This window comes from Mycobacterium novum (assembly GCF_010726505.1).
Taxonomy (GTDB): Bacteria; Actinomycetota; Actinomycetes; order Mycobacteriales; family Mycobacteriaceae; genus Mycobacterium; species Mycobacterium algericum.
The window spans coordinates 3,723,881-3,744,444 of record NZ_AP022562.1; the positions used below are offsets into that span (position 1 = coordinate 3,723,881).

General features: G+C 68.9%; 21 protein-coding genes and 1 pseudogene. 19 read left to right on the top strand and 3 right to left on the bottom strand.

Annotation, left to right across the window (positions count from 1 at the left end; genetic code table 11):
• Nucleotides 1–2 precede the first annotated feature (2 nt).
• Nucleotides 3–1,028 carry a nitronate monooxygenase gene (locus G6N19_RS17460; RefSeq protein ID WP_013829463.1) on the top strand — a complete coding sequence of 342 codons (1,026 nt, stop codon included), beginning with the start codon at nucleotides 3–5 and terminating at the stop codon, nucleotides 1,026–1,028.
• Between the two features lie 5 nt (nucleotides 1,029–1,033).
• Here G6N19_RS17460 and G6N19_RS17465 read toward each other — a convergent pair whose 3' ends face one another.
• Together G6N19_RS17465 and G6N19_RS17470 are read right to left on the bottom strand one after the other, a co-directional pair.
• Nucleotides 1,034–2,194, bottom strand: coding sequence for a PPE family protein (locus G6N19_RS17465; protein ID WP_013829462.1), 1,161 nt, complete (start codon nucleotides 2,192–2,194; stop codon nucleotides 1,034–1,036).
• A gap of 16 nt (nucleotides 2,195–2,210) precedes the next feature.
• Complete coding sequence (locus G6N19_RS17470; protein ID WP_013829461.1) at nucleotides 2,211–2,510, bottom strand: PE family protein; 300 nt, start codon at nucleotides 2,508–2,510, stop codon at nucleotides 2,211–2,213.
• A 365-nt stretch (nucleotides 2,511–2,875) separates the two neighbouring features.
• On the opposite strand from G6N19_RS17470, the gene G6N19_RS17475 reads away from it, so the two are divergent.
• From G6N19_RS17475 to G6N19_RS17505, 7 genes are all read left to right on the top strand, one after another.
• Entirely contained in the window at nucleotides 2,876–3,787 is a 912-nt protein-coding gene (locus tag G6N19_RS17475; protein ID WP_013829460.1) for a metal-dependent hydrolase, read from the top strand.
• A 30-nt stretch (nucleotides 3,788–3,817) separates the two neighbouring features.
• Nucleotides 3,818–4,753, top strand: coding sequence for an alpha/beta fold hydrolase (locus G6N19_RS17480; protein ID WP_041318196.1), 936 nt, complete (start codon nucleotides 3,818–3,820; stop codon nucleotides 4,751–4,753).
• A gap of 1 nt (nucleotide 4,754) precedes the next feature.
• The gene (locus G6N19_RS17485) at nucleotides 4,755–5,840 is read left to right on the top strand and encodes a PDR/VanB family oxidoreductase (RefSeq protein ID WP_193465362.1); all 1,086 of its coding nucleotides are present in this window, start codon (nucleotides 4,755–4,757) and stop codon (nucleotides 5,838–5,840) included.
• Between the two features lie 77 nt (nucleotides 5,841–5,917).
• Nucleotides 5,918–6,934 (top strand): alpha/beta hydrolase, encoded by a 1,017-nt coding sequence (locus G6N19_RS17490; protein ID WP_193465363.1) that lies wholly within the window; start codon nucleotides 5,918–5,920, stop codon nucleotides 6,932–6,934.
• A gap of 26 nt (nucleotides 6,935–6,960) precedes the next feature.
• Nucleotides 6,961–7,698, top strand: coding sequence for a 4-hydroxy-tetrahydrodipicolinate reductase (dapB, locus tag G6N19_RS17495; protein WP_193465364.1), 738 nt, complete (start codon nucleotides 6,961–6,963; stop codon nucleotides 7,696–7,698).
• A 50-nt stretch (nucleotides 7,699–7,748) separates the two neighbouring features.
• Entirely contained in the window at nucleotides 7,749–8,165 is a 417-nt protein-coding gene (locus tag G6N19_RS17500) for a hypothetical protein (protein WP_408632510.1), read from the top strand.
• Complete coding sequence (locus G6N19_RS17505) at nucleotides 8,162–8,617, top strand: flavodoxin family protein (RefSeq protein ID WP_193465365.1); 456 nt, start codon at nucleotides 8,162–8,164, stop codon at nucleotides 8,615–8,617. The genes G6N19_RS17500 and G6N19_RS17505 overlap by 4 nt, the downstream gene beginning before the upstream one ends.
• Before the next feature lie 6 nt (nucleotides 8,618–8,623).
• Here G6N19_RS17505 and G6N19_RS17510 read toward each other — a convergent pair whose 3' ends face one another.
• Complete coding sequence (locus G6N19_RS17510; protein ID WP_013829453.1) at nucleotides 8,624–8,932, bottom strand: CDGP domain-containing protein; 309 nt, start codon at nucleotides 8,930–8,932, stop codon at nucleotides 8,624–8,626.
• Nucleotides 8,933–9,053: 121 nt separating this feature from the next.
• On the opposite strand from G6N19_RS17510, the gene G6N19_RS17515 reads away from it, so the two are divergent.
• The 11 genes and pseudogenes from G6N19_RS17515 to G6N19_RS17565 all read left to right on the top strand — a co-directional run bounded on the left by G6N19_RS17515 (nucleotide 9,054) and on the right by G6N19_RS17565 (nucleotide 20,561).
• On the top strand, nucleotides 9,054–9,263 hold the full coding sequence (locus tag G6N19_RS17515; RefSeq protein ID WP_083040482.1) for a hypothetical protein: 210 nt from the start codon (nucleotides 9,054–9,056) through the stop codon (nucleotides 9,261–9,263).
• A gap of 100 nt (nucleotides 9,264–9,363) precedes the next feature.
• Nucleotides 9,364–9,522, top strand: a pseudogene (locus G6N19_RS17520) (VOC family protein); the annotation flags it as partial.
• Between the two features lie 43 nt (nucleotides 9,523–9,565).
• On the top strand, nucleotides 9,566–10,015 hold the full coding sequence (locus tag G6N19_RS17525; protein WP_083040484.1) for a hypothetical protein: 450 nt from the start codon (nucleotides 9,566–9,568) through the stop codon (nucleotides 10,013–10,015).
• Nucleotides 10,012–11,556 (top strand): class I adenylate-forming enzyme family protein, encoded by a 1,545-nt coding sequence (locus G6N19_RS17530; RefSeq protein WP_193465366.1) that lies wholly within the window; start codon nucleotides 10,012–10,014, stop codon nucleotides 11,554–11,556. Before G6N19_RS17525 ends, G6N19_RS17530 begins: the two co-directional genes overlap by 4 nt.
• Nucleotides 11,553–14,729 (top strand): acetyl-CoA carboxylase family protein, encoded by a 3,177-nt coding sequence (locus G6N19_RS17535; protein ID WP_193466431.1) that lies wholly within the window; start codon nucleotides 11,553–11,555, stop codon nucleotides 14,727–14,729. The genes G6N19_RS17530 and G6N19_RS17535 overlap by 4 nt, the downstream gene beginning before the upstream one ends.
• A 30-nt stretch (nucleotides 14,730–14,759) precedes the next feature.
• Nucleotides 14,760–16,007 (top strand): DNA recombination protein RmuC, encoded by a 1,248-nt coding sequence (locus G6N19_RS17540; protein ID WP_193465367.1) that lies wholly within the window; start codon nucleotides 14,760–14,762, stop codon nucleotides 16,005–16,007.
• A 9-nt stretch (nucleotides 16,008–16,016) separates the two neighbouring features.
• Nucleotides 16,017–16,655 (top strand): TetR/AcrR family transcriptional regulator, encoded by a 639-nt coding sequence (locus G6N19_RS17545; RefSeq protein WP_013829447.1) that lies wholly within the window; start codon nucleotides 16,017–16,019, stop codon nucleotides 16,653–16,655.
• A gap of 59 nt (nucleotides 16,656–16,714) precedes the next feature.
• Complete coding sequence (locus tag G6N19_RS17550; protein WP_041318186.1) at nucleotides 16,715–17,539, top strand: SDR family oxidoreductase; 825 nt, start codon at nucleotides 16,715–16,717, stop codon at nucleotides 17,537–17,539.
• Between the two features lie 13 nt (nucleotides 17,540–17,552).
• Entirely contained in the window at nucleotides 17,553–18,773 is a 1,221-nt protein-coding gene (locus tag G6N19_RS17555) for an acyl-CoA dehydrogenase family protein (protein WP_013829445.1), read from the top strand.
• Nucleotides 18,770–19,543, top strand: a complete 774-nt coding sequence (locus G6N19_RS17560) for an SDR family oxidoreductase (protein ID WP_013829444.1) — start codon at nucleotides 18,770–18,772, stop codon at nucleotides 19,541–19,543. The genes G6N19_RS17555 and G6N19_RS17560 overlap by 4 nt, the downstream gene beginning before the upstream one ends.
• Nucleotides 19,533–20,561, top strand: a complete 1,029-nt coding sequence (locus tag G6N19_RS17565) for a phosphotransferase family protein (protein WP_013829443.1) — start codon at nucleotides 19,533–19,535, stop codon at nucleotides 20,559–20,561. The genes G6N19_RS17560 and G6N19_RS17565 overlap by 11 nt, the downstream gene beginning before the upstream one ends.
• The last annotated feature ends 3 nt before the right edge of the window (nucleotides 20,562–20,564 follow it).

Sequence of the window (20,564 nt, forward strand, 5' to 3'; positions counted from 1 at the left end):
GGATGGTGTTCAGCTTCTCCGAACTCGCGATCCCGTTGGTCGGTGCTCCCATGGCCGGCGGTCCCAGCACGCCGGCGCTGGCCGCGGCGGTGTCTGCGGCCGGTGGCCTGGGATTCGTCGCCGGCGGGTACCGCACTCCGCAACAGTTGGCCGACGAGATCACCGCCGCACGCGACGCCACCACCGGACCGATCGGCGCCAATCTCCTTGTGCCCCAACCCAGCGGCGCCGACGTGGTGCTGCTCGACGACTACGCCGATCTGTTGGACCCACTGGCCGAACACTACGGTGTCGAGCTGGGCCGGCCCCGCTTCGGCGACGACGACTGCTGGCCGGAGAAGCTCGAGGTGATCGCCGACCTGCGGCCCACCGCGGTGTCGTTCACGTTCGGGACGCCTTCGCCCGACCAGCTGGAGAGACTGCGTGCGTTACGCATCCTGACCATGGTCACGGTGACGTCGGCCTACGAGGCCGGCATCGCGGTGGCACACGGCGCCGAGGTGCTCGTGGTGCAGGGCCCCGATGCCGGTGGCCACCGCGGCACGTTCGCGCCCGACATGCAGCCGGGCAATGACAGCCTGGAGGATCTACTGGCCGAGATCGGCCATGCCCACAGCGATGTCCCGCTGGTGGCGGCCGGCGGTCTGGGCACCGCTGCCGCTGTGGCCGGGGTGTTGGGCCGCGGGGCGGTCGCCGCTCAAATCGGCACCGCACTGTTGCTGGCCGATGAGGCGGGCACCAACCCCACGCATCGTGCGGCGCTGACGAACCCGGAGTTCGGCAACACCACGGTGACGTGTGCGTTCTCCGGGCGTTACGCGCGGAGCCTGGAGAACGACTTCACTCGGGCCTTCGACAACGTGGCGCCGGTGGGATACCCCGAGATCAACCACATGACCACTCCCATCCGGGCGGCGGCGGTGGCGATGGACGACCCGCACGGCACCAGCCTGTGGGCCGGGACCGCATATCGCGCCGCCCGTTCGGGTCCGGCAGCCGACATCGTGGCCGGGTTGGCGTCGGGCTGACCTGGTCACCACATGGTCGACCGTCTTCCCTTGACGGCCTTGCGTTTGGCGTCCTCCTCGGATGCCTTGTGGTTTCGGGACCCGGCGCCGCCGCGCCCGTCCATCGCCATCAGCGGTGCGCCACCGAATAGCGGCATGCCGCTGAACATCCCGCCGGCGCGTTCGCCAGCGACGACGTTCGCGGTCGAGAACTCGGCTGCGGCCAGCCGCATTTCCGGGGCGGCTGTAGCCCAAGCCTTGGGAACCGACAAACCGCTGACCGAGGCCGCATTGCCGAGCCCCGCCGACAGCGGCGCCGATGACAGGGTGGCGGTGGCGCCCTCTACCGGTATCAGGCCCAATGGCAGACCCGCCGCAAAGGAGGTGGCCGACAACGCCTCCAAGCCGAACGGTGCCGGGAGCCCGGCAGCGCCAAGGATGTACTCCGGTATGAATGCGCCGATGATAGCGGCGAGCATGAAGGTCGAAACCGGAGCGGCACCCAACAGCCCGAGATCGGACAACAGGTCACCGATGACAGGAGGAAATACCGACTGCGCTGCGCCAGGCATCGCCTGCATCGCCTGGTTGACGGTGGCCTGCGCAGCACCCTGCCCCAACGCCTGGGCGGCCGCGGTGCCCTGCGTTGCCACGCCGGACGGGTTTGCGGTCTGCGGCGGCGCGGTGAACGGGACCATCTCCGATGCGACCTCCGCGGCCGCGGCATAGCCGTACATCGCGGCCGCGTCTTGCGCCCACATCTCGCCGTAGAGGGCCTCGGTGGCGGCGATGGCCGGGGCGTTCTGACCGAAGAAGTTCGTCGCGACCAGTGTGGCCAACTGCGCTCGGTTGGCGGCGATCGCCGGCGGGGGAACGGTCATGGCGAACGCACTCGAATGGGCCGTGGCCGCGGCCATCGCCTGGGCGCCGGTCAGTTCCGCCTGCTCGGCGGTGGCAGTGAGCCAGGTGGCATACGGTGCGGCCGCCGCCGCCATCTTCGTCGACGACACACCCAGCCATGCGCCGCTGGTTAGCTCGGTCACCACTGCCCGGTAGCTCGCGGCAGCGGTGTGCAGTTCGGCGGCCAGCTCGGTCCAGGCCGCCGAGGCAGCCACCAGCGACCCTGAACCGGGGCCGGCGTACATCCGTCCGGAGTTGACCTCCGGCGGTAGCGCTGCGAAATCCATTGGTGCGCCTCCTGCTCTACCCGGCCGCGACCGCGTTGGCGGCTTCAGCGGCGGCATAGGTGCTCGCGCTGCCATTGAGGGTCGCCACGAACATCTCGTGAATGGCGGCGGCTTGAGCACTGACCTGTTGATAGTGCTGTGCCTGGGTGGTGAAGCGTGCAGCCAGCATCGCCGAGATCTCGTCGGCGGCCGGGGGCAGCACGCCGGTAGTGGGAACTTGCGCTGCGGTGTTCTGGGAGGCGAGTGCGCCCCCGGTGCTCGACAAGCAGTCGGCGGCGGCCCGCAACGCTTCGGGATCTGCGGTGAGGAACGACAAGGGGCTCTCCTTAAAACAATGGCAGACAAGGCAAACGACCGGCTCGGAGCTGGACAGGTTGTGCCTCAACGTTTCCTGGCAACATCCGACACGTTTCCTGACGGTGTGGCTGAACTCCAAGCGGGTTAACAACCTCTTAACGTTCGCCGCGAGATATTTACAGAGCTGTCAATATCCCGGGTCTCGAGTAACGCGCCGGACACCTCCGCGGCGTTCTACGCGCTGACCGGTACCGGCGGTACCGCTATGATCGGGCCCACGCAACGAGCCATGAGAACCGGCAACCTCTTAGACGTTTGCGGGGATCTTGTCGAGGACGACGACATCGAATATGGTTTTGTAAACGCGTCGGTGAAGGAGTTGCCATGCTTTCGGTTGATGACCGAGCCGCAGGCCCGCACGGTTCTGGGGCGCAGGACCACGAGCGCATCGTGCTACAGGCCCGCGACGTCGCATTCGACTGGTCGGACCTGCCGGTGCACTATGTGCCCGGCGAGCCGTTCGCCACCCACTTCTGCAATGTGCTGCACCTGTTGTTGCCCGCCGGCGAGGAGTTCTTCGTCGAGGTGTTCAAGCAGGCCCTGCCGCTGATCAAAGACGACCAACTGCGCCTCGACGTCCAGGGATTCATCGGGCAGGAGGCCACCCATTCCCAGGCGCACGCCGGTGTTGTCGACCATCTCGCCGCCCGCGGCGTCGACATGGCCCCGTTCACCGCCCAGATCAAGTGGCTGTTCGACAAGTTGCTCGGTGACCGCCCGCACTGGAGCAAGCGCCGCCAGCAGCGCTGGCTGCTGGAACGCGTGTCGCTGATCGCCGCGGTCGAGCATTACACGGCGATTCTGGGCGAGTGGGTCCTCGACAGCCCGGCTCTGGATGAGTCCGGGGCGCACCCGGCGATGCTGGACATGCTTCGCTGGCACGGCGCCGAAGAAGTCGAGCACAAGGCCGTCGCCTTCGATGTGATGAAGCACCTGCGCGCCGGATACCTCCGGCAGGTCCGCACCCAGCTGATCGTCACGCCGCTGATGCTGTGGCTGTGGGTGCGCGGGCTGCGGTTCATGTACAAGGTGGACCCGGAATTGCCGGCGGGAGTCAAACCGCGCTGGCGGGACTGGTTTGTGGTGGCGCGCCGCGGGCTGGTTCCCGCACCGTTCGAGTTCATGCCCGCCATCGCCTCCTACTACCGGCCGGGCTTCCATCCGTCGCAGCTCGGCGGGGTAGAGAAGGCGGTCAACTACCTGGCGGTCTCACCCGCCGCTCGCGCCACGCACTGACCGGTGTCGAGCCGGAAAGGACTGCAGTCGATGGACTCTACGACCACTGTGACGGCAACCGACGGGGTGGCCCTGGCGGTGCACGCCTACACCGACGTCGACCCGCGGCGCCCCACCATCCTGGCCATCCACGGCTATCCAGACAACCACCACGTCTGGGACGGGGTGGCGCACAAGCTACTGGAGAACCACCCGGGCAAATACAACGTCGTCGCCTACGACGTGCGCGGTGCGGGGGCGTCGTCGCCGCCGGCGGACCGTTCCGGCTATCGGCTTCCCCAGCTGATCGCCGACGTCGGTGCGGTCATCGCGCATCTCGGGGTCGACGACGTCCATCTGCTGGGCCACGACTGGGGTTCGATCCAGGGCTGGGCGGCGGTCACGGATCCCGTCGTCGGACCCAAAGTTGCTTCCTACACCTCGATTTCGGGGCCGCACCTGGATTACGCGGGCAAGTTCCTGCGATCGCCCCGCAACCCCCGGACGCTTCTCGCCGTCGCCCGGCAGGTGTTGGAGTCGGCTTACATCTGGCTGTTTTTGACCCCCCGGTTGCCGGAGGCGATCTTCCGGTCCGGTTTCGGCGGCAGACTCATCGCGGCGTTGGAGCGCATCGGCCGCTCCGGTGCCAGCCCGTGGGAAACGCTGCGGGGCCAGAACGACTACCTCAACGGACTCAATCTCTACCGGGCGAACATGCCCAGGCCGCTGTTCAAACCGGCCACCCCGCTGCCCACCACCGACGTCGCCGTACAGGTGCTCGCGCCACGCCTGGATCTTTTCGTCAGCCCTGCCGTGCAGCGATTCACCGGCGCGATCCCGCCCCGGCACCGGGTGCTCGACATCGACGGCGGGCACTGGGTGGTGACCGACCGCCCCGAGATCGTCGCCCGGCTCACCGACGAATGGGTGGAGCAGAACATGACGGGCAGCGCGGACACCCCCGACAGCGACATGCGGCAAAGCTGAGATGGCGCAGGAGATCTGGCGATCCCGCCCCGCTGACCTGTACGGCCGGCGTAAGCACGACCGGTTCTTCAACATGCTCTGGGGAGCGGTGACGATCTTCAGCGGGGTGTCCGCGCTGTCGCGCTGGAAGCCGTCGCGGGTGGTGCCCGTCTCGCGGACGATCGAGGCCGTCGTCACCAAGCGCGAGATGCTGACCCCGGACGTGGTGGCGCTGACCCTTGCCCAACCCGACGGCGGGCTGCTGCCGTCCTGGACCCCGGGCGGTCACATCGACGTGCAGTTGCCGTCGGGCCGTCGCCGGCAGTACTCGCTGTGCGGGGTGCCCGGCCGGCGCACCGAGTACCGCATCGCGGTGCGCCGACTCGACGACGGCGGCGGCGGGTCGGTCGAGATGCACGAGGCCTACGCGGTGGGCGACACGCTGGTTTTCGAGGGCCCCCGCAATGCGTTCTATCTCGGCACCGACGAGAGCGACGTGCTGTTCGTCATCGGCGGGATCGGGGTGACTCCGATGCTGCCGATGCTGCGCGAGGCAGCCCAGCGTCGGATCGACTGGCGCGCAGTGTATGCCGGCCGCAGTCGGGCCGACATGCCGTTGCTCGACGAGGTGCTGGCGGTAGACCCGGAGCGGGTCACGGTGTGGGCCGACGACGAGCGCGGCCGGTTCGCCAGCACCGCGGAACTGCTCGCCGGCGCCGGTCCGCGAACCGCGGTGTATGTGTGTGGCCCGACCGCGATGCTCGAAGCGGTGCGGGTCGCCCGAGACGAGCATGGCGCGGCTGTTCCAGCGCCGCTGCACTACGAGCGGTTCAGCCCGCCGCCGGTGGTCGACGGGGTGCCCTTCGAGCTGGAGTTGGCCCGGTCTGGCCGGCTGCTGCTGATCCCCGCGGACCGCTCGGCACTGGACCTGATGCTCGACGCTGACCCGACGACGCCATGCTCGTGCCGGCAGGGGTTCTGCGGAACCTGCAAGGTAAAGGTGGTCTCCGGTGACGTCGACCGGCGCGGCCGCACCGCCGAGGAGGCCGACGAGATGCTGGTCTGCGTATCGAGGGCCCGCGGCGGCCGGATCGTGATCGACGCTTGAGCGTCGGCGGCCCTAATACGCAGGCGGTTCGGGTCAAACCGCGGCGCTCGTCGCCGATCAGCCCCTAGACTGCCCGGATGTCCGGAGCCGGTCCGATCCATTCCGCAAGTCTGCCCGCCAAGCTCATTTTCGCGGTCGCGAACGCCGTCACGCCGCGCCTGGTGCGGCGACTGGTGTTGCACGCCGGCAGCGGGACGGTGGCCGGCCGGATGACGAAAATGGGCCGACGGACCAACACCATCGCCAAACTGCAACGGGTGCGGCCGTTCTTCGGTGTCGGCTTCACCCGCGGCGCCGGCGCAGACGTCCCCGTCGAGGTCGTTCGCCGAGTCGAGCGCTCCCGGCCGCTGGGCCAGGCGTTCACCGGCGGCGCGATCCTGTACTTCCATGGTGGTGGCTTCATCACCGGCGGCCTGGACACCCATCTGCATGTGGTGGCCAAACTCGCCCGCCGCACCCGGCTGCCGGTCGTACACGCCGACTATCGGCAATTCCCGCAGGTCACCGTCGACGGTTCGGTCGACGACTGCGTCGGCGCCTACCGCTGGCTGCTGAGCCAGGGCGCCGACCCGGCCAAGACGGTGCTCGCCGGGGACTCCGCCGGGGGATTTCTGGCGTTCGCGACGGCGCTGACCGGTCAACAGCGTGGCCTGCCCGCCCCGGCCGGGGTGATCGGGATCTCGGCGCTGCTGGAATTGGACGGCGTGGCGCGCGATACCCACACGAACCAGAGCGCCGACGCATTCGGGATACCGGCGGTGCTGCCCGACCTCATCGACCTGGTGTGCCCCTCGGCGAAGCTGCGCCACGAACTGTCGCCGATCAACGGCCGGCTCGACACGATGCCACCGGCCCTGCTGATCGCGGCCGAGTCGGAGATCCTGCGCTGCGACGCCGAACGGCTGCACACCGCGCTGCAGCAACTGGGCCGGTCCAGCCGACTGGAGCTGTGGGCGCGGCAACTGCACGCATTCCCGGCGCTGTTCCCGTTCCTGCCGGACAGCCGGGCGGCGTTTGACCTGATGTGCCGCTTCGTGGCCGAACGTCTCGCGGAGGCCGACCGGCCCGGCGAGACCCGCCGGGAGGTGTCCTGAGGCCCACTGCCGCTAGGGTGGCAGCCATGCGGGTAGCAGTGCTGGGCGCCAGGGGCAAAGTCGGCGCCACCATGGTTGCGGCGGTGCGTGACGCCGATGATCTGACCCTGTCCGCCGAGGTCGACGCCGGTGACTCGCTGAGCCTGCTGACCGACGGTGACACCGAGGTCGTGATCGACTTCACCCACCCCGACGTCGTGATGGACAACCTGAAGTTCTTGATCGACAACGGCATCCACGCCGTAGTCGGCACCACGGGATTCACCGCGGAGCGGCTCGCGCAGGTGCGGTCCTGGCTGGAGGCCAAACCCGGTGCGGCGGTGCTGATCGCACCCAACTTCGCCATCGGTGCGGTGCTGTCGATGCACTTCGCGGTCCAGGCCGCCAAGTTCTTCGAATCGGTTGAGGTCATCGAACTGCACCATCCACACAAGGCCGACGCACCGTCGGGTACCGCGACCCGCACCGCGGCGTTGATCGCCGAAGCCCGAAAAGGCCTACCGGCCAACCCCGATGCCACCAGCACCGGCATCCCGGGAGCCCGCGGCGCCGACGTGGACGGCGTCCCGGTGCATTCGGTACGGCTGGCCGGGCTGGTCGCCCACCAGGAAGTGCTGTTCGGCACCACGGGGGAGACGCTGACCATCCGGCACGACAGCATCGACCGGACGTCGTTCGTTCCCGGGGTGCTGCTGGCGGTGCGCCGCGTCGCCGGCTTTCCCGGGCTGACGATCGGCATCGAACCCCTCCTCGACCTGAACTAGCCGTGGTCAAGGTGTCGGCGGCCGCGCGAACGAAGGCGCTCATCGCCTTCATGTGCCTGGCGTTGCTGATGTATCTGGTGTTTCTGGGCCGGACCGCGGTGCTGCTCATCGCTTCCGGCTCGGCGCCGGCGATCGGGATGGGGCTGGCGCTGCTGATCATGCCGTTCATCGGCCTGTGGGCAATGATCGCCACATTGCGCGACGGCTTCACCCACCAGCGGTTGGCGCGGCTGATCGCCGCCGACGGGATGGAACTCGACGCCGGCGCGCTGCCGCGCCGCCCGTCCGGCCGTATCGAACGCGACGCGGCCGATGCGCTGTTCCGGACGGTTCGCGACGAACTCGATGCCGAGCCCGACGACTGGCGGCGCTGGTACCGGCTGGCCCGCGCCTACGAGTTCGCCGGGGACCGCCGCCGGGCGCGGGAGGCGATGAAGACGGCGGTCCGACTGCAGGAGAGCCGATGAGCAAGACGCTGCTGGTGGTCCACCACACACCTTCGCCCTACTGTCAGGCGATGTTCGAGGCCGTCGTGTCGGGTGCGAGCGATCCGGAGATCGAAGGCGTGGAGGTGATACGGCGGGCGGCGCTGTCGGTGTCGCCGACCGACATGCTCTCCGCCGACGGCTACCTGCTGGGCAGCCCGGCCAACCTGGGTTATCTCAGCGGCGCCCTCAAGCACGCGTTCGACGTGTGTTACTACCCGATTCTGGATTCCACCCGCGGCCGGCCCTTCGGTCTCTATCTGCACGGCAACGAAGGCACCGAGGGAGCCGAACGCGCCGTCGACTCCATCACGACGGGCCTGGGATGGCTCAAAGCCGCCGACTACGTCGTCGTCTCCGGCAAGCCCGGCAAGGACGAACTGGAAGCGTGCTGGGAGCTCGGCGCGACAGTGGCCGCGATGTTGATGGACTGAGCACCGCTACGGGCCGATGTGGGTCTCCGGTTGGTAGAACGAATGGAACGGATACTGCCGGCCCAGCGGCCCCATCTGGTGGCAGTCCTGCTGCGACGGCGGTGATTTCGGCGGTTCGTAGTAGTAGATCACGCACCGTTGCCAACTGCCGTCGGGCTGAATCGGTCCATCGCACTTCTGGGCGGTGGAGAAGAACAGCAGTGGGTTGTCTTGACAACCGGCATGGGCGTGCGGCGCCGAGCCGATCCCCAACCCGGCCATCATGCCGGTGGCTACCATCATGGCGGCCAGAACCCCGGTGAGGTATCGCGTCACGGCCGTCTCCTTCCCGCCCGGCGTGCTGCGGAGAGATTAGCCCGGATGGCGCCGGAGTTTGCCCGGTTTGTGGTCGCGGTTTGCACGCCGTTTTCAGGGTCGGAGGATAAGCTGCGATGCCGTGACTCAACCAAACGACACCGCGTCCACTACGGACCTGCTGGCGCGCACCCTGGAGTCAGTGCGCACCGCCTACGAGGACATCGCGGAACTGGCCAAGCACCACAGCGGCATTCATGCCGTGGCGCAGACGGCGAGGGGCACCGCGCTGATCCACGACCTGCGCAAGCAACTCGACGAGCTCGACAAGGTGCTGCCCTTCAAGAGCTGAGGCATCTCCGGCCGTCGCTAGGGCGGCGGTTTATCGAGTTGGCCGAGGTTGCGGGCGCGTTCGGCCTGGATGCAGCCCAGCCGGTCCCGGGCACGGGTGCGCCGGCGGAACAGTCCTCAAAACCCCGCGGCCCGGCCAGTTCGGCGGGGTGTTCCACGCCCACGTGCAAGACCCCAACGGACTGATCTGGGAGATCGCCCATAACCCGGCCTGGCGAATCGGCCCGGACGGCACCGTGCAACTGGGCCAGACGTCGTAGGGTGACCCGGGGGGGAGACAGCGCGAAAGGAAACGCCACGACGATGCCCTCTCTGTTGAGCATGACGCTGGGCGCGGCACCGGTCTTCGGTGGCGCACTGCTGACCGCGGCGGCCGGGCAGCTGCGGGGCCCGGACCCGCGCAACCTCATCAAACAGGATCTCGACCTGCTCGACCGCATTCCGGCCGAACAGGCCGAACGGCGGGCCGACCTGCAACGCACCATCGACGAGCGCATCGACGACCTGGTCGCCGCGTTCGACCGGAGCCGGGCGCTGCGGGCCGCGGCGATCTCCTATCAGGGCAACTGGCGCGACGTGGTGCTGTTCGTGTGCTCGGTGCTGTTCACCTATGTCTGGTGGCACATCGACCATGAGCGCGGCAATTGGTTGCCGTTGTTCGTCGTGCTGATCCTGGCGTGCGTCATGACGGCGGTCTACGCGCTGCGCGGCACGATGCGAGCCCTGGCGAGCGCACGACGGCGCCGGTCATGACCGGCATCGTCGAGATTTCGCGGCGGCGCAACCCCTTTCCGGCGACCGGGGTCATCCGCGACGGCCACGGCGTCGCGCACTACCAGCAGCTGCCCACCACTCTGCTCGACGTGCTGGCCGAGCAGGCCCAGCGCCGGCCGGACACCGAGGCCGTCGTCGAACTGGGAGCCGGCGCGTTGACCTACCGGCAGGTGTGGCAGCGCGCGGCGCGGGTCGCCGGCGGGCTGCGCGCTGACGGGCTGGTACGCGGCGACCGGGTGGGGCTGCGTTATCCGGCGGGGCTGAACTGGGTGCTGGCGTTCTGGGGAACCCTGCTGGCCGGTGGCATCCCGGTGGCAGTCAACACCCGTTCGGCCGCACCGGAGGTCGACTTCGTGCTCACCGACGCCGGGGTCCGGGTGGACCTGGCGCCGGGCACCGCGCTGCCCGACGGCCAACCGTACGTGGTGGACGGTGTCGAGGCGGGCGACATCGCGGCGCTGTTCTACACCTCGGGCACCACCGGGCGTCCCAAGGGGGTGCCGACCACCCACGAGGCATTCTTGACCAACGCCGAGAACATGGTGCGTTCCATGGGGCAGTCGCGGCAGTTGGGCGAGGAACTGCGCACCTTGATCTCGGTCCCGCTGTTCCATGTGACCGGCTGCAATTCGCAGCTGCTGGTCGCCGCCTACGCCGGGGGAGCGGCGGTGATCATGCCGGCGCTGAGCCTACCCGAGCTGATCGCTGCGCTTCCCGCACAACGGATTTCATCGATGGTAACGGTTCCAGCGGTCTATTCGCTGCTGCTGCGGCACCCGGACTTCGCCGGCGTGGACGTCAGCGGGGTGCGCTGGGTCGGCTACGGTGGTGCGCCGACCGCCCCCGCCCTGGTGCGGTCGCTGCGCGACGCGTTCGGCGCGGCAACGGTGTTCAACGGCTACGGGATGACCGAGACGGCCTCGCTGATGACGGTGTTGCCCGACTCCGACGCCGTCGCCCACGCCGACTCGGTCGGCTACGCGGTGCCCTCGGGAGACCTCGGCGTCGCACCGCTGGACAGTAATCCCGGCGACCCGACCACCGGCGAGCTGGTGGTGCGGGGCGCGAATGTGATGCGCGGGTACTGGAACCGGCCCGATGCCACCGACGCCACCATCGTCGACGGCTGGCTGCACACCGGCGACGTGGTCCGCGTCGACGACGCCGGCCGGGTGCATATCATCGACCGGCTCAAAGACATCATCATCCGTGGCGGCGAGAATGTCTCCAGCGTCGAGGTGGAGGCGGCGTTGTTGTCGGCGCCCGGGGTCGCCGACGCCTGTGTGCTGGGGGTGCCCGACGACGTGATGGGGGAGAAGGTGGGCGCGCTGCTGCTCGGCGCAGGCCAGCAGGATTTAGACGTGGCAGCGGTGCTCGATCACTGTCGTGGTCAGCTGGCGGACTATAAAGTGCCGCAGTACATCACGGTCGTCGCCGAGGAACTGCCACGCACCGCCAGCGGCAAGCTGCTCAAGGGGCGGCTGCGCGAGCGGGTGCAGTGGGGCGACCCGCTGCGGTGAGCGCCAGCCACGCCCCGCCGAAGGCGGTGTTGATCGCCAACCGCGGCGAGATCGCCCTGCGGATCATCCGCACCGCCGCCGAATCCGGCTATCGCACCGTTGCGGTCTATGCCCCCGACGACGCCGACAGTCCGCACGTGCGCGCCGCCGACGACGCCATCGCACTGCCGGGCACCGGCCCCGCCGGTTACCTTGATCAGGGTGCCATCCTGGCCGCGGCGGAGAAATCCGGCGCGGTGCTGATTCATCCCGGCTACGGGTTCCTCTCGGAGAACCCGGCATTCGCCCGAGCGGTGGCGGCCGCCGGGCGACGCTTCGTCGGGCCGGATCCGGATCTGCTCGATACCTTCGGCGACAAGTCGGTGGCCCGCGGTGCCGCCATCGCCGCGGGCCTGCCGGTGCCGGCGGCCACCGACGGCGCCGGCGATCTGGAACAGATCCGCGGCTTCCTGCAAGCCCACCCCGGCGGAATCATGCTCAAGGCGCTCGCCGGCGGTGGCGGCCGCGGGATACGCACGGTACGCGAAGCCGGTCAACTCGAGGACACCTACCGCTGGTGCACCGAGGAGGCCAGGCTCGGCTTCGGCGCGGCAGCGGTGTTCGCCGAAGAGTTCGTCGCCGACGCCCGCCACATCGAGGTACAGATCGTCGGCGACGGCGTGCGCGCCCTGGCGGTCGGTGATCGCGACTGCAGCATCCAGCGCCGCTATCAGAAGCTGATCGAGATCGCGCCCGCCCCGGCGGTCTCCGCCGGGCTGCGTACCGCATTGCACCGGGCGGCAGCCCGACTGTGCGCAGCGGTCCGGTACCGGGGCCTGGCAACCGTGGAATTCCTGGTCACCGGAGACGATTTCGTCTTCCTGGAGGTCAATCCGCGCATTCAGGTGGAACACCCGGTCACCGAGGCGGTGAGCGGGCTGGATCTGGTGGCGGTGCAGTTCCGGATTGCCGAGGGCGCCGCGCTGGGCGAGCTGGATCTGCCGGCCGGCGTCGTCGCCGCTGATGGTCGCGAAACCGGGGAACCGGCGCGCTCCCACGGGATCGCGGTCGAATGCCGCGTCAACGCCGAAACGGTGGCCGCCGACGGGGCAGTGCAACCGTGCGTGGGCACGCTGACGGCGTTCACGCCGCCAACCGGCCCGGGGATCCGGGTCGACACCTATGCCCGCCCGGGCCTGACCATCAGCCCCCGTTACGACTCGCTGCTGGCCAAGGTGATCACCCACGTGCACGGCACCTCGCTGGCCGCCGCGCTCCACAAAGCCCGCACGGCGTTGTCGGAGTTGATCATCGCCGGGGTCGGCACCAACGCCGGGCTGCTCGCCGCGGTGTTGTCGGAGGCGGAGCCGGCGACCGGGGCTGTCACGACCGGCTGGCTGGGCCGGCGACTGCCCGCCCTGGTGGGGGCCGCGTCGCCGACTAGCGCCGGGCATCGGTTACCCACAACGGATCTGGGCCCGGGCGAACACGTGCTGTACGCACCGATGGCGGGCACGGTCGCCGAAGTGGAGCCCGGCGGTGTGGTGCTGGAGGCGATGAAGATGCAGCACGTGCTCGCCGCTCCCGGCGCGATGGTGCGCGCACTGGTCGCCGTCGGGCAGGTCGTCGCCGCCGGGGAACCGCTGTTGGTGTTCGCCGGAACCGGCGACGAGACCGGCGAGGGGCCCGACGGCGGCCCAGACCTGGATTCGCCACGGGCCGACCTCGACGAGGTCGCCCACCGCCACCGGCTCACTCGCGACGACGGCCGGCCCGAGGCTGTCGCCAGACGGCACCGGCAGGGGCGACGCACCGCCCGGGAGAACATCGCCGATCTGGTCGACCCGGGCAGCTTCGTCGAATACGGGGCGCTGGCGCTGGCCGCGCAACGCAGTCGGCGCTCCGAGGAGGACCTGATCGCCAACACGCCGGCCGACGGCCTGGTCGCCGGCCTGGCTACCATCGATTCTGCGCAGGTGGCGGTGGCCTCCTACGACTACACCGTGCTGGCCGGAACGCAGGGCATGCGCAACCACGCCAAGACCGATCGGCTCTTCGAGCTGGCAGCCCGTCGGCGAATTCCGTTGGTGCTGTTCGCCGAGGGCGGCGGCGGCCGACCCGGTGACACCGACGTCGCAGGCATGGCAGGGCTCGACCTCATGACGTTTCGCGCACTGGCCGCACTCAACGGCCAGGTGCCGCTGGTGGCCGTGGTGTCCGGCCGCTGTTTCGCCGGCAATGCGGCCTTGGCCGGCGTGTGCGACGTGATCATCGCGACGCCCGACGCCAATATCGGGATGGGCGGCCCTGCCATGATCGAGGGCGGCGGACTCGGGGTGTACCGGCCCGAGGAGATCGGCCCGATCGAGGTGCAGCGCCGCAACGGGGTGGTGGCGCTGGCCGCCACCGACGAGGCGCACGCGGTGGTGCTGGCCAAGCGCTATCTGTCCTACTTCGGCGGCGGGGTCACCGAATGGCGGGAACCCGATCCGAGACTGGCGCGGCATGTGGTGCCGCAGAACCGGTTGCGGGCCTATGACGTGCGCCGGGCGATCGAGGCGATCGTCGACGTCGATTCGGCGCTGGAACTGCGACCGGATTACGGGATCGGGATCGTGACCGCCCTGGTGCGCGTGCGCGGCGTGGCGTACGGGCTGCTGGCCAACAACAGCCACCACCTCGGCGGTGCCATCGACGCCGAGGCGGCCGATAAGACCGCCGACTTCTTCGCGCTGTGCGAGTCGTTTCGGCTGCCGGTGGTGACGTTGTGCGACACGCCGGGATTCATGGTCGGCCCGGACGCCGAACGGGAAGCCACCGTGCGCCGGTTCAGCCGGATGTTCATCGCCGGCGCCCGCCTGAGCGTGCCGATGGGGATGATCGTGCTGCGCAAAGGTTACGGGTTGGGGGCGATGGCGATGGCGGGCGGCTCTTTTCACGCCCCGCAGTTCACCGTTGCCTGGCCGACCGGCGAGATCGGCGGGATGGGTTTGGAAGGGGCGGTGCGGCTCGGGTTCCGCAAGGAACTCGCCGAGGCCGCCGACGCCGATCAGCGTCAACAGCTGTTCGAGCAGCTGGTGGCGGCGGCCTACCGGCGCGGGCGGGCGCTGAGCGCGGCGACCACCTTCGAACTCGACGACGTCATCGACCCGGCGGAATCCCGACGGTGGATCGCGGGGCTGTCGAGCGGCTAGTTGTCGGTATCCCGCGCTACCTTGCCGGGTATGGACACCGCCCTGCTGATCCTGCTCACGTCACTGGCGTTGCTGGCGGTGATCCTCCAGGTGGTGGTGCTGCTGCGGCCGGGCGACGGAGCGCTCTCACCCGAACAACTCGCCGCGCTGCGCGGTGACAGCGAGCGGGTGGAGCGAACGCTGCGCGAAGAGCAGCGCACCGGGCGTGCCGAACTCGCGCAGGCGTTTCACCAATGGCAGCTGACGCTGCACCGCTTCGGGTCGACCCTGCAGGGCACCCAGGACAAACTGGGCGCCACGCTGGATCGCCAACTCAAGAGCCTGCAGACCGAGAACACCGAGCAATTGGAGAAGATGCGCGCCACGGTCGACGAGAAGCTGCAGGCGACGCTGGAAACCCGGCTGGCCCAGTCTTTCACGCAGATCTCCGAGCGGCTGGAGGCCGTGCAGCGGGGACTGGGTGAGATGCAGACGCTGGCCACCGGGGTGGGCGACTTGAAGCGGGTGCTGACCAACGTCAAGACCCGCGGCATCTTCGGTGAGGCGCAACTGGCCGCGCTGCTGGCCGAGACGCTCACGCCCGAGCAGTACGCCACCAACGTGGCCACCGTGCCGGGATCGGCTGCCCGTGTGGAATTCGCGATCCGGTTGCCCGGCGGATCCGGCGCCGGTGAAGTGCTGCTGCCGATCGACGCCAAGTTTCCGCGGGAGGACTTCGAGCGCCTGCTCGACGCCCAGGAGAGCGCCGACACCGCGGGGGAGGCCGCCGCGCGGCAGGCGTTGATCCGGCGGATCGAAGCCGAAGCCGGCGACATCTGTGACAAGTACCTCTCACCGCCGCACACCACCGACTTCGCGATCCTGTTCCTGGCGACCGAGAGCCTCTACGCCGAGGTGCTGCGCCAACCGGGGCTGTTCGAACAGATCCAGGCCAAGTACAAGGTCACCCTCGCCGGCCCGACGACACTGGCGGCGCTGCTCAACAGCCTGCGGATGGGCTTTCGTACGCTGGCGATCGAGCAGCGCAGCAGCGAAGTCTGGCAGGTGCTCGGTGCGGTCAAAACCGAGTTCGGAAAATTCGCGGCGGTCCTGGAGAAGACCCGCAAGCAACTCGACACCGCCCGCAACACCATCGACACCGCCGGGGTCCGCACCCGCGCCATCGAACGCAAACTGCGCGGGGTGGAGTCACTGCCCGAACCGGAGGCCGAAGCCATGCTGGGCGGACTCGCCGACGGCGCCGCGACAATGGATGAACTTGACGTCGGATTCAGCTAAGCTGCCCGGATGGAAGCCGTGCCGGCCGCCCCGACCCGCCAACCGCCGGCGACGGTGCGCGGCGCACGGACCCGGGCCGCGCTGGTCGCCGCCGCCCGCAAGGTGTTCGAGCGGGACGGTTATCTCGACGCCAAGCTGACCGACATCACCAAGGCGGCCGGTTGCGCCACCGGGTCGTTCTACACCTACTTCGCGAACAAAGAGGAGATCTTCGCCGCCGTTCTCGAACAAGCACAGCAGGACATGATGCACCCGGGCATGGGCCGGGTGGGCGGCACCGACGATCCCTATGCGGTACTGGAGGCGAGCAATCGTGCCTACCTGGAGGCATATCGGCGCAATGCCAAGCTGATGGGCCTGCTCGAACAGGTGGCCCAGATCGATCCCACGTTCCGGGCTTTCCGATCGCAGCGCGCCGATGCGTTCGTCCAGCGCAATGCCGCCGGAATCGCCGATCTGCAGGCACGTGGGATCGCCGGCGCGGACGTCGATCCACTGCTGGCATCCCTGGCGCTCTCGGGGATGGTCAGCCGACTGGCCTACGGCGCGTTCGTGCTCGGCGAGGCGGTCGACATCGACTTCGAGGCGCTGGTGGGCACGGTGACCCGGCTGTGGGCCAACGCGCTGCGCTTTCCGGAAGGCCAATAGTTGAAGGTGAAATCGGTTTCAATTACGGTGACGGACGACCGAAGTGAGGGAAGGTGCCCATGAAGGTTGCCGAGCGGGTCGCCATCGTCACCGGGGGCGGCGGTGGCATCGGCGGCGCACTGGCCACAGCGTTGGCCCGGGCCGGGGCGACGGTGGTGGTGGCCGACCTCGACACGCAGGCCGCGGCGGCGGTGGCCGACGCTATCAACGCCGAACGTCCGGGCGTGGCGACCAGCAGCGGCGGCGACGTCTCCGACACCGAGGTGATCCGGGAGCTCATCGCGCTCGCCGAGCACCACTACGGTCCGGTCGACATGTACTTCGCCAACGCCGGCATCACCGGCGCCCCCGGCCTGGAAGCCGACGACGGCGACTGGGACCAGGCGATCGACATCAACCTGCGGGCACACATCCGCGCCGCGCAGCTGTTGGTCCCCGACTGGGTGCGCCGCGGCGAGGGCTATTTCGTGGCCACTGCGTCAGCGGCCGGCCTGCTCACCCAACTCGGTGGCGCCACCTACGCCGTCACCAAACATGCCGCCGTCGGATTCGCCGAATGGCTCAACATCAGCTACGGCGATCAGGGCGTGCGGGTCAGCTGCCTGTGCCCGATGGGCGTCAACACCAAACTGCTCTACGCCGGCGAACAATCCGGCGACCCGCTGGGAGATCTCGCCACCCGGGCAGTCACCGCAGCCGGCGAGGTGCTCGAACCGGCCGCCGTCGCCGAGGAGGTGCTCGCCGCCATCGCCGACGAACGCTTCCTGATCCTGCCGCATCCGGCCGTGCTGGAGATGTACCGGTTCAAGGGAGCCGATTACGACCGCTGGCTGCGTGGAATGCGTCGCTACCAGCGCGGCCTGCTCAATCCGGAAGTGTCCTAGAAGAGGAGTCTGCATGTCACTGTTCGAGATGTCGGAGCGCGCGGCGAAATACCGGTCCGACCTGCTGGAGTTCATGGACGCCCTGGTGTACCCGGCGGAGCCGGTCTACGAGACGCAGATGGCCGAATCCGGCAACCCACATTTTCAGCCCCCGATCCTGGAGGAGCTCAAGACCGAGGCGCGAAACCGCGGTCTGTGGAACCTGTTTCACCCTCATCCGGACGTCGGCCCCGGCCTGAGCAACCTCGAATACGCGCCGCTGGCCGAGATCATGGGCCGCAGCCCGCACCTGGCGCCGGAGGCGACCAACTGCAGCGCGCCCGACACCGGCAACATGGAGGTGTTCACGCTGTTCGGCAGCGATGAGCACAAGGAGAAGTACCTCAAGCCGCTGCTGGAGGGGAAGATCCGCTCGGCGTTCGCGATGACCGAGCCGGCGGTGGCCAGCTCCGACGCCACCAACGTGCAGCTGTCGATGGTCAAAGATGGCGGCGAATACGTCCTCAACGGACGGAAATGGTTTGCCTCCAATGCTTTACACCAGAACTGCCGGGTGATGATCGTGATGGGCAAGACCGATCCCGACGCCGCCACCCACCGGCAGCAATCGATGATGGTGGTTCCCATCGACGCGCCGGGCGTCACCGTCATGCGCGGAGTCTCGGTCTTCGGCTACCAGGACCGCGAGGGCCACGCCGAGATCGACTTCAACGATGTCCGGGTGCCGGCCAAGGACGTGCTCAAAGGCGAGGGGGAGGGCTTCGCGATCGCCCAGGCCCGGCTCGGGCCGGGCCGCATCCACCACTGCATGCGCTGCATCGGCATGGCCGAGCGTGCGCTGGAACTGCTGTGCCGGCGTGCGCAATCCCGGGTCACCTTCGGCAAGCCGGTCTCCGACAACGCCAACATCCGCGACTGGATCGCCGAGGCGCGCATCGACATCGAGATGATCCGGCTGCTCACCCTCAAAGCCGCCTACCTGATGGACACCGTCGGCAACAAGGCTGCGCAGGTCGAGATCGCGGCGATCAAGGTCGCCGCACCCGAGATCGCGCTGAAGATCGTCGACCGGGCCATCCAGGTGCATGGCGCCGGCGGCGTCACCGAGGACTTCCCGCTGGCCGGGTTCTGGGCGCACCTGCGCACGCTGCGGCTCGCCGACGGTCCCGACGAGGTCCACAAGCGCGCCATCGCCCGGCAAGAATTGAAGAAGTACCGGGAGGCCGCCCAGTGACAACGGAGCTGACCGGGCGCACCGCGATCATCACCGGCGCCTCCCGCGGCATCGGGCTGGCGATCGGACAGCGACTGGCCCAGGCGGGCGCCAACGTGGTGCTCACCTCGCGCGACCAGCAGAGCGCCGATGCCGCGGCCGCACAGATCGATGGCGATGCGCTGGGTGTGGCCGCCCACGTCGCCGAGGACGACGCCGCCCAGCGCTGTGTCGATCTCACGCTGGAACGGTTCGGCAGCATCGACATCCTGGTCAACAATGCCGGCACCAATCCGGCGTTCGGTCCGCTGATCGACCAGGACCACGGCCGGTTCGCGAAGATCTTCGACGTCAACCTGTGGGGTCCGCTGTTGTGGACGTCCTGCGCGGTCAAGTCGTGGATGGGCGAGCACGGCGGCGCGGTGGTGAACACCGCCTCGATCGGCGGGATGAGCTCCGCGCCGCTGATGGGCATGTACAACGCCACCAAGGCCGCGCTGATCCACGTCACCAAGCAGTTGGCCCTGGAGCTCTCACCGGGCGTGCGGGTCAACGCCATCTGCCCCGGCGTGGTGCGCACCAAGCTGGCCGAGGTGCTGTGGCAGGAACACGAGCAGGCGTTGTCGACGACGATGCCGCTGGGACGGATCGGGGAACCGGTCGATGTGGCCGACGCGGTCGCGTTCCTGGTATCCGATGCGGCGAGCTGGATCACCGGTCAGACGCTGGTGGTCGACGGTGGCCAGATCCTCGGTGACGCAACCGGTTTCCGGGCAGGTCATGGTGGCTGAGGTGCTCGGCGTCGACCCGCCGATGATCGCGCGCTGGATTGCGCAGCTGGGCATTCCCGTCAGCCGCCCGGTGAAGTTCGAGCGGATCGGGATCGGGCAGTCGAACCTGACCTACCTGGTCTCCGACGCCGCCGATCACCGGTGGGTGCTGCGCCGCCCGCCGCTGGGTGAGTTGCTGGCGTCGGCCCACGACGTCGCGCGGGAAGCACGGATTCTTGCCGCCTTGGAGGACACCGAGGTGCCCACCCCGCGGGTGTACGGGATGACCCGCGACTCGGAGGGCACGCCGCTGCTGTTGATGGAGTACGTCGACGGGGTGGTGGCGGACCGGATGTCGGTTGCCGAATCGCTGACACCGCAGCGGCGCCGGCAGATCGGGCTGTCAATGCCCAAGACGCTGGCCAAGATTCACGCCGTCGACATCAAAGCCGTCGGCCTCGACGATCTGGCCAGCCACAAACCGTACGCGCAGCGTCAGCTCAAACGCTGGGCCGGTCAATGGGAGAAGTCCAAGACCCGCGAGTTGCCCGCGCTTGATGACCTGACCCGGCGGCTGGTCGCGGCGGCACCGCCGCAGCAGGAACTCACCTTGGTGCACGGTGACTTTCACCTGCGCAACGTGATCACCTCACCGCAGAACGGGCAGGTGGTGGCCGTGCTGGACTGGGAGCTGTCCACCCTCGGCGATCCGCTGGCCGACATGGGCAGCCTGCTGGCGTACTGGCCGGAGCCCGGCGAGGAGGACATCGCCGGAGAGTTCGTCCTCAGCACGCTGGAGGGCTTCCCCGACCGGGCCGAACTGGCCCGGGTCTACCTCGAGCAGACCGGACGCGACGCGGCGACGCTGCAGTACTGGCATGCGCTGGGGCTCTGGAAGGTTGCGATCATCGCCGAGGGGATCGTGCGGCGGGTGCTGGACAACCCGGCGAACAAGGCCGCTGCCGGGACCCCGATCACCGGGTGGATCGACGCGCTCGTGCGCAAGGCCCGCGAGGTTGCCGATGAAGCGGGGATCTGAGGG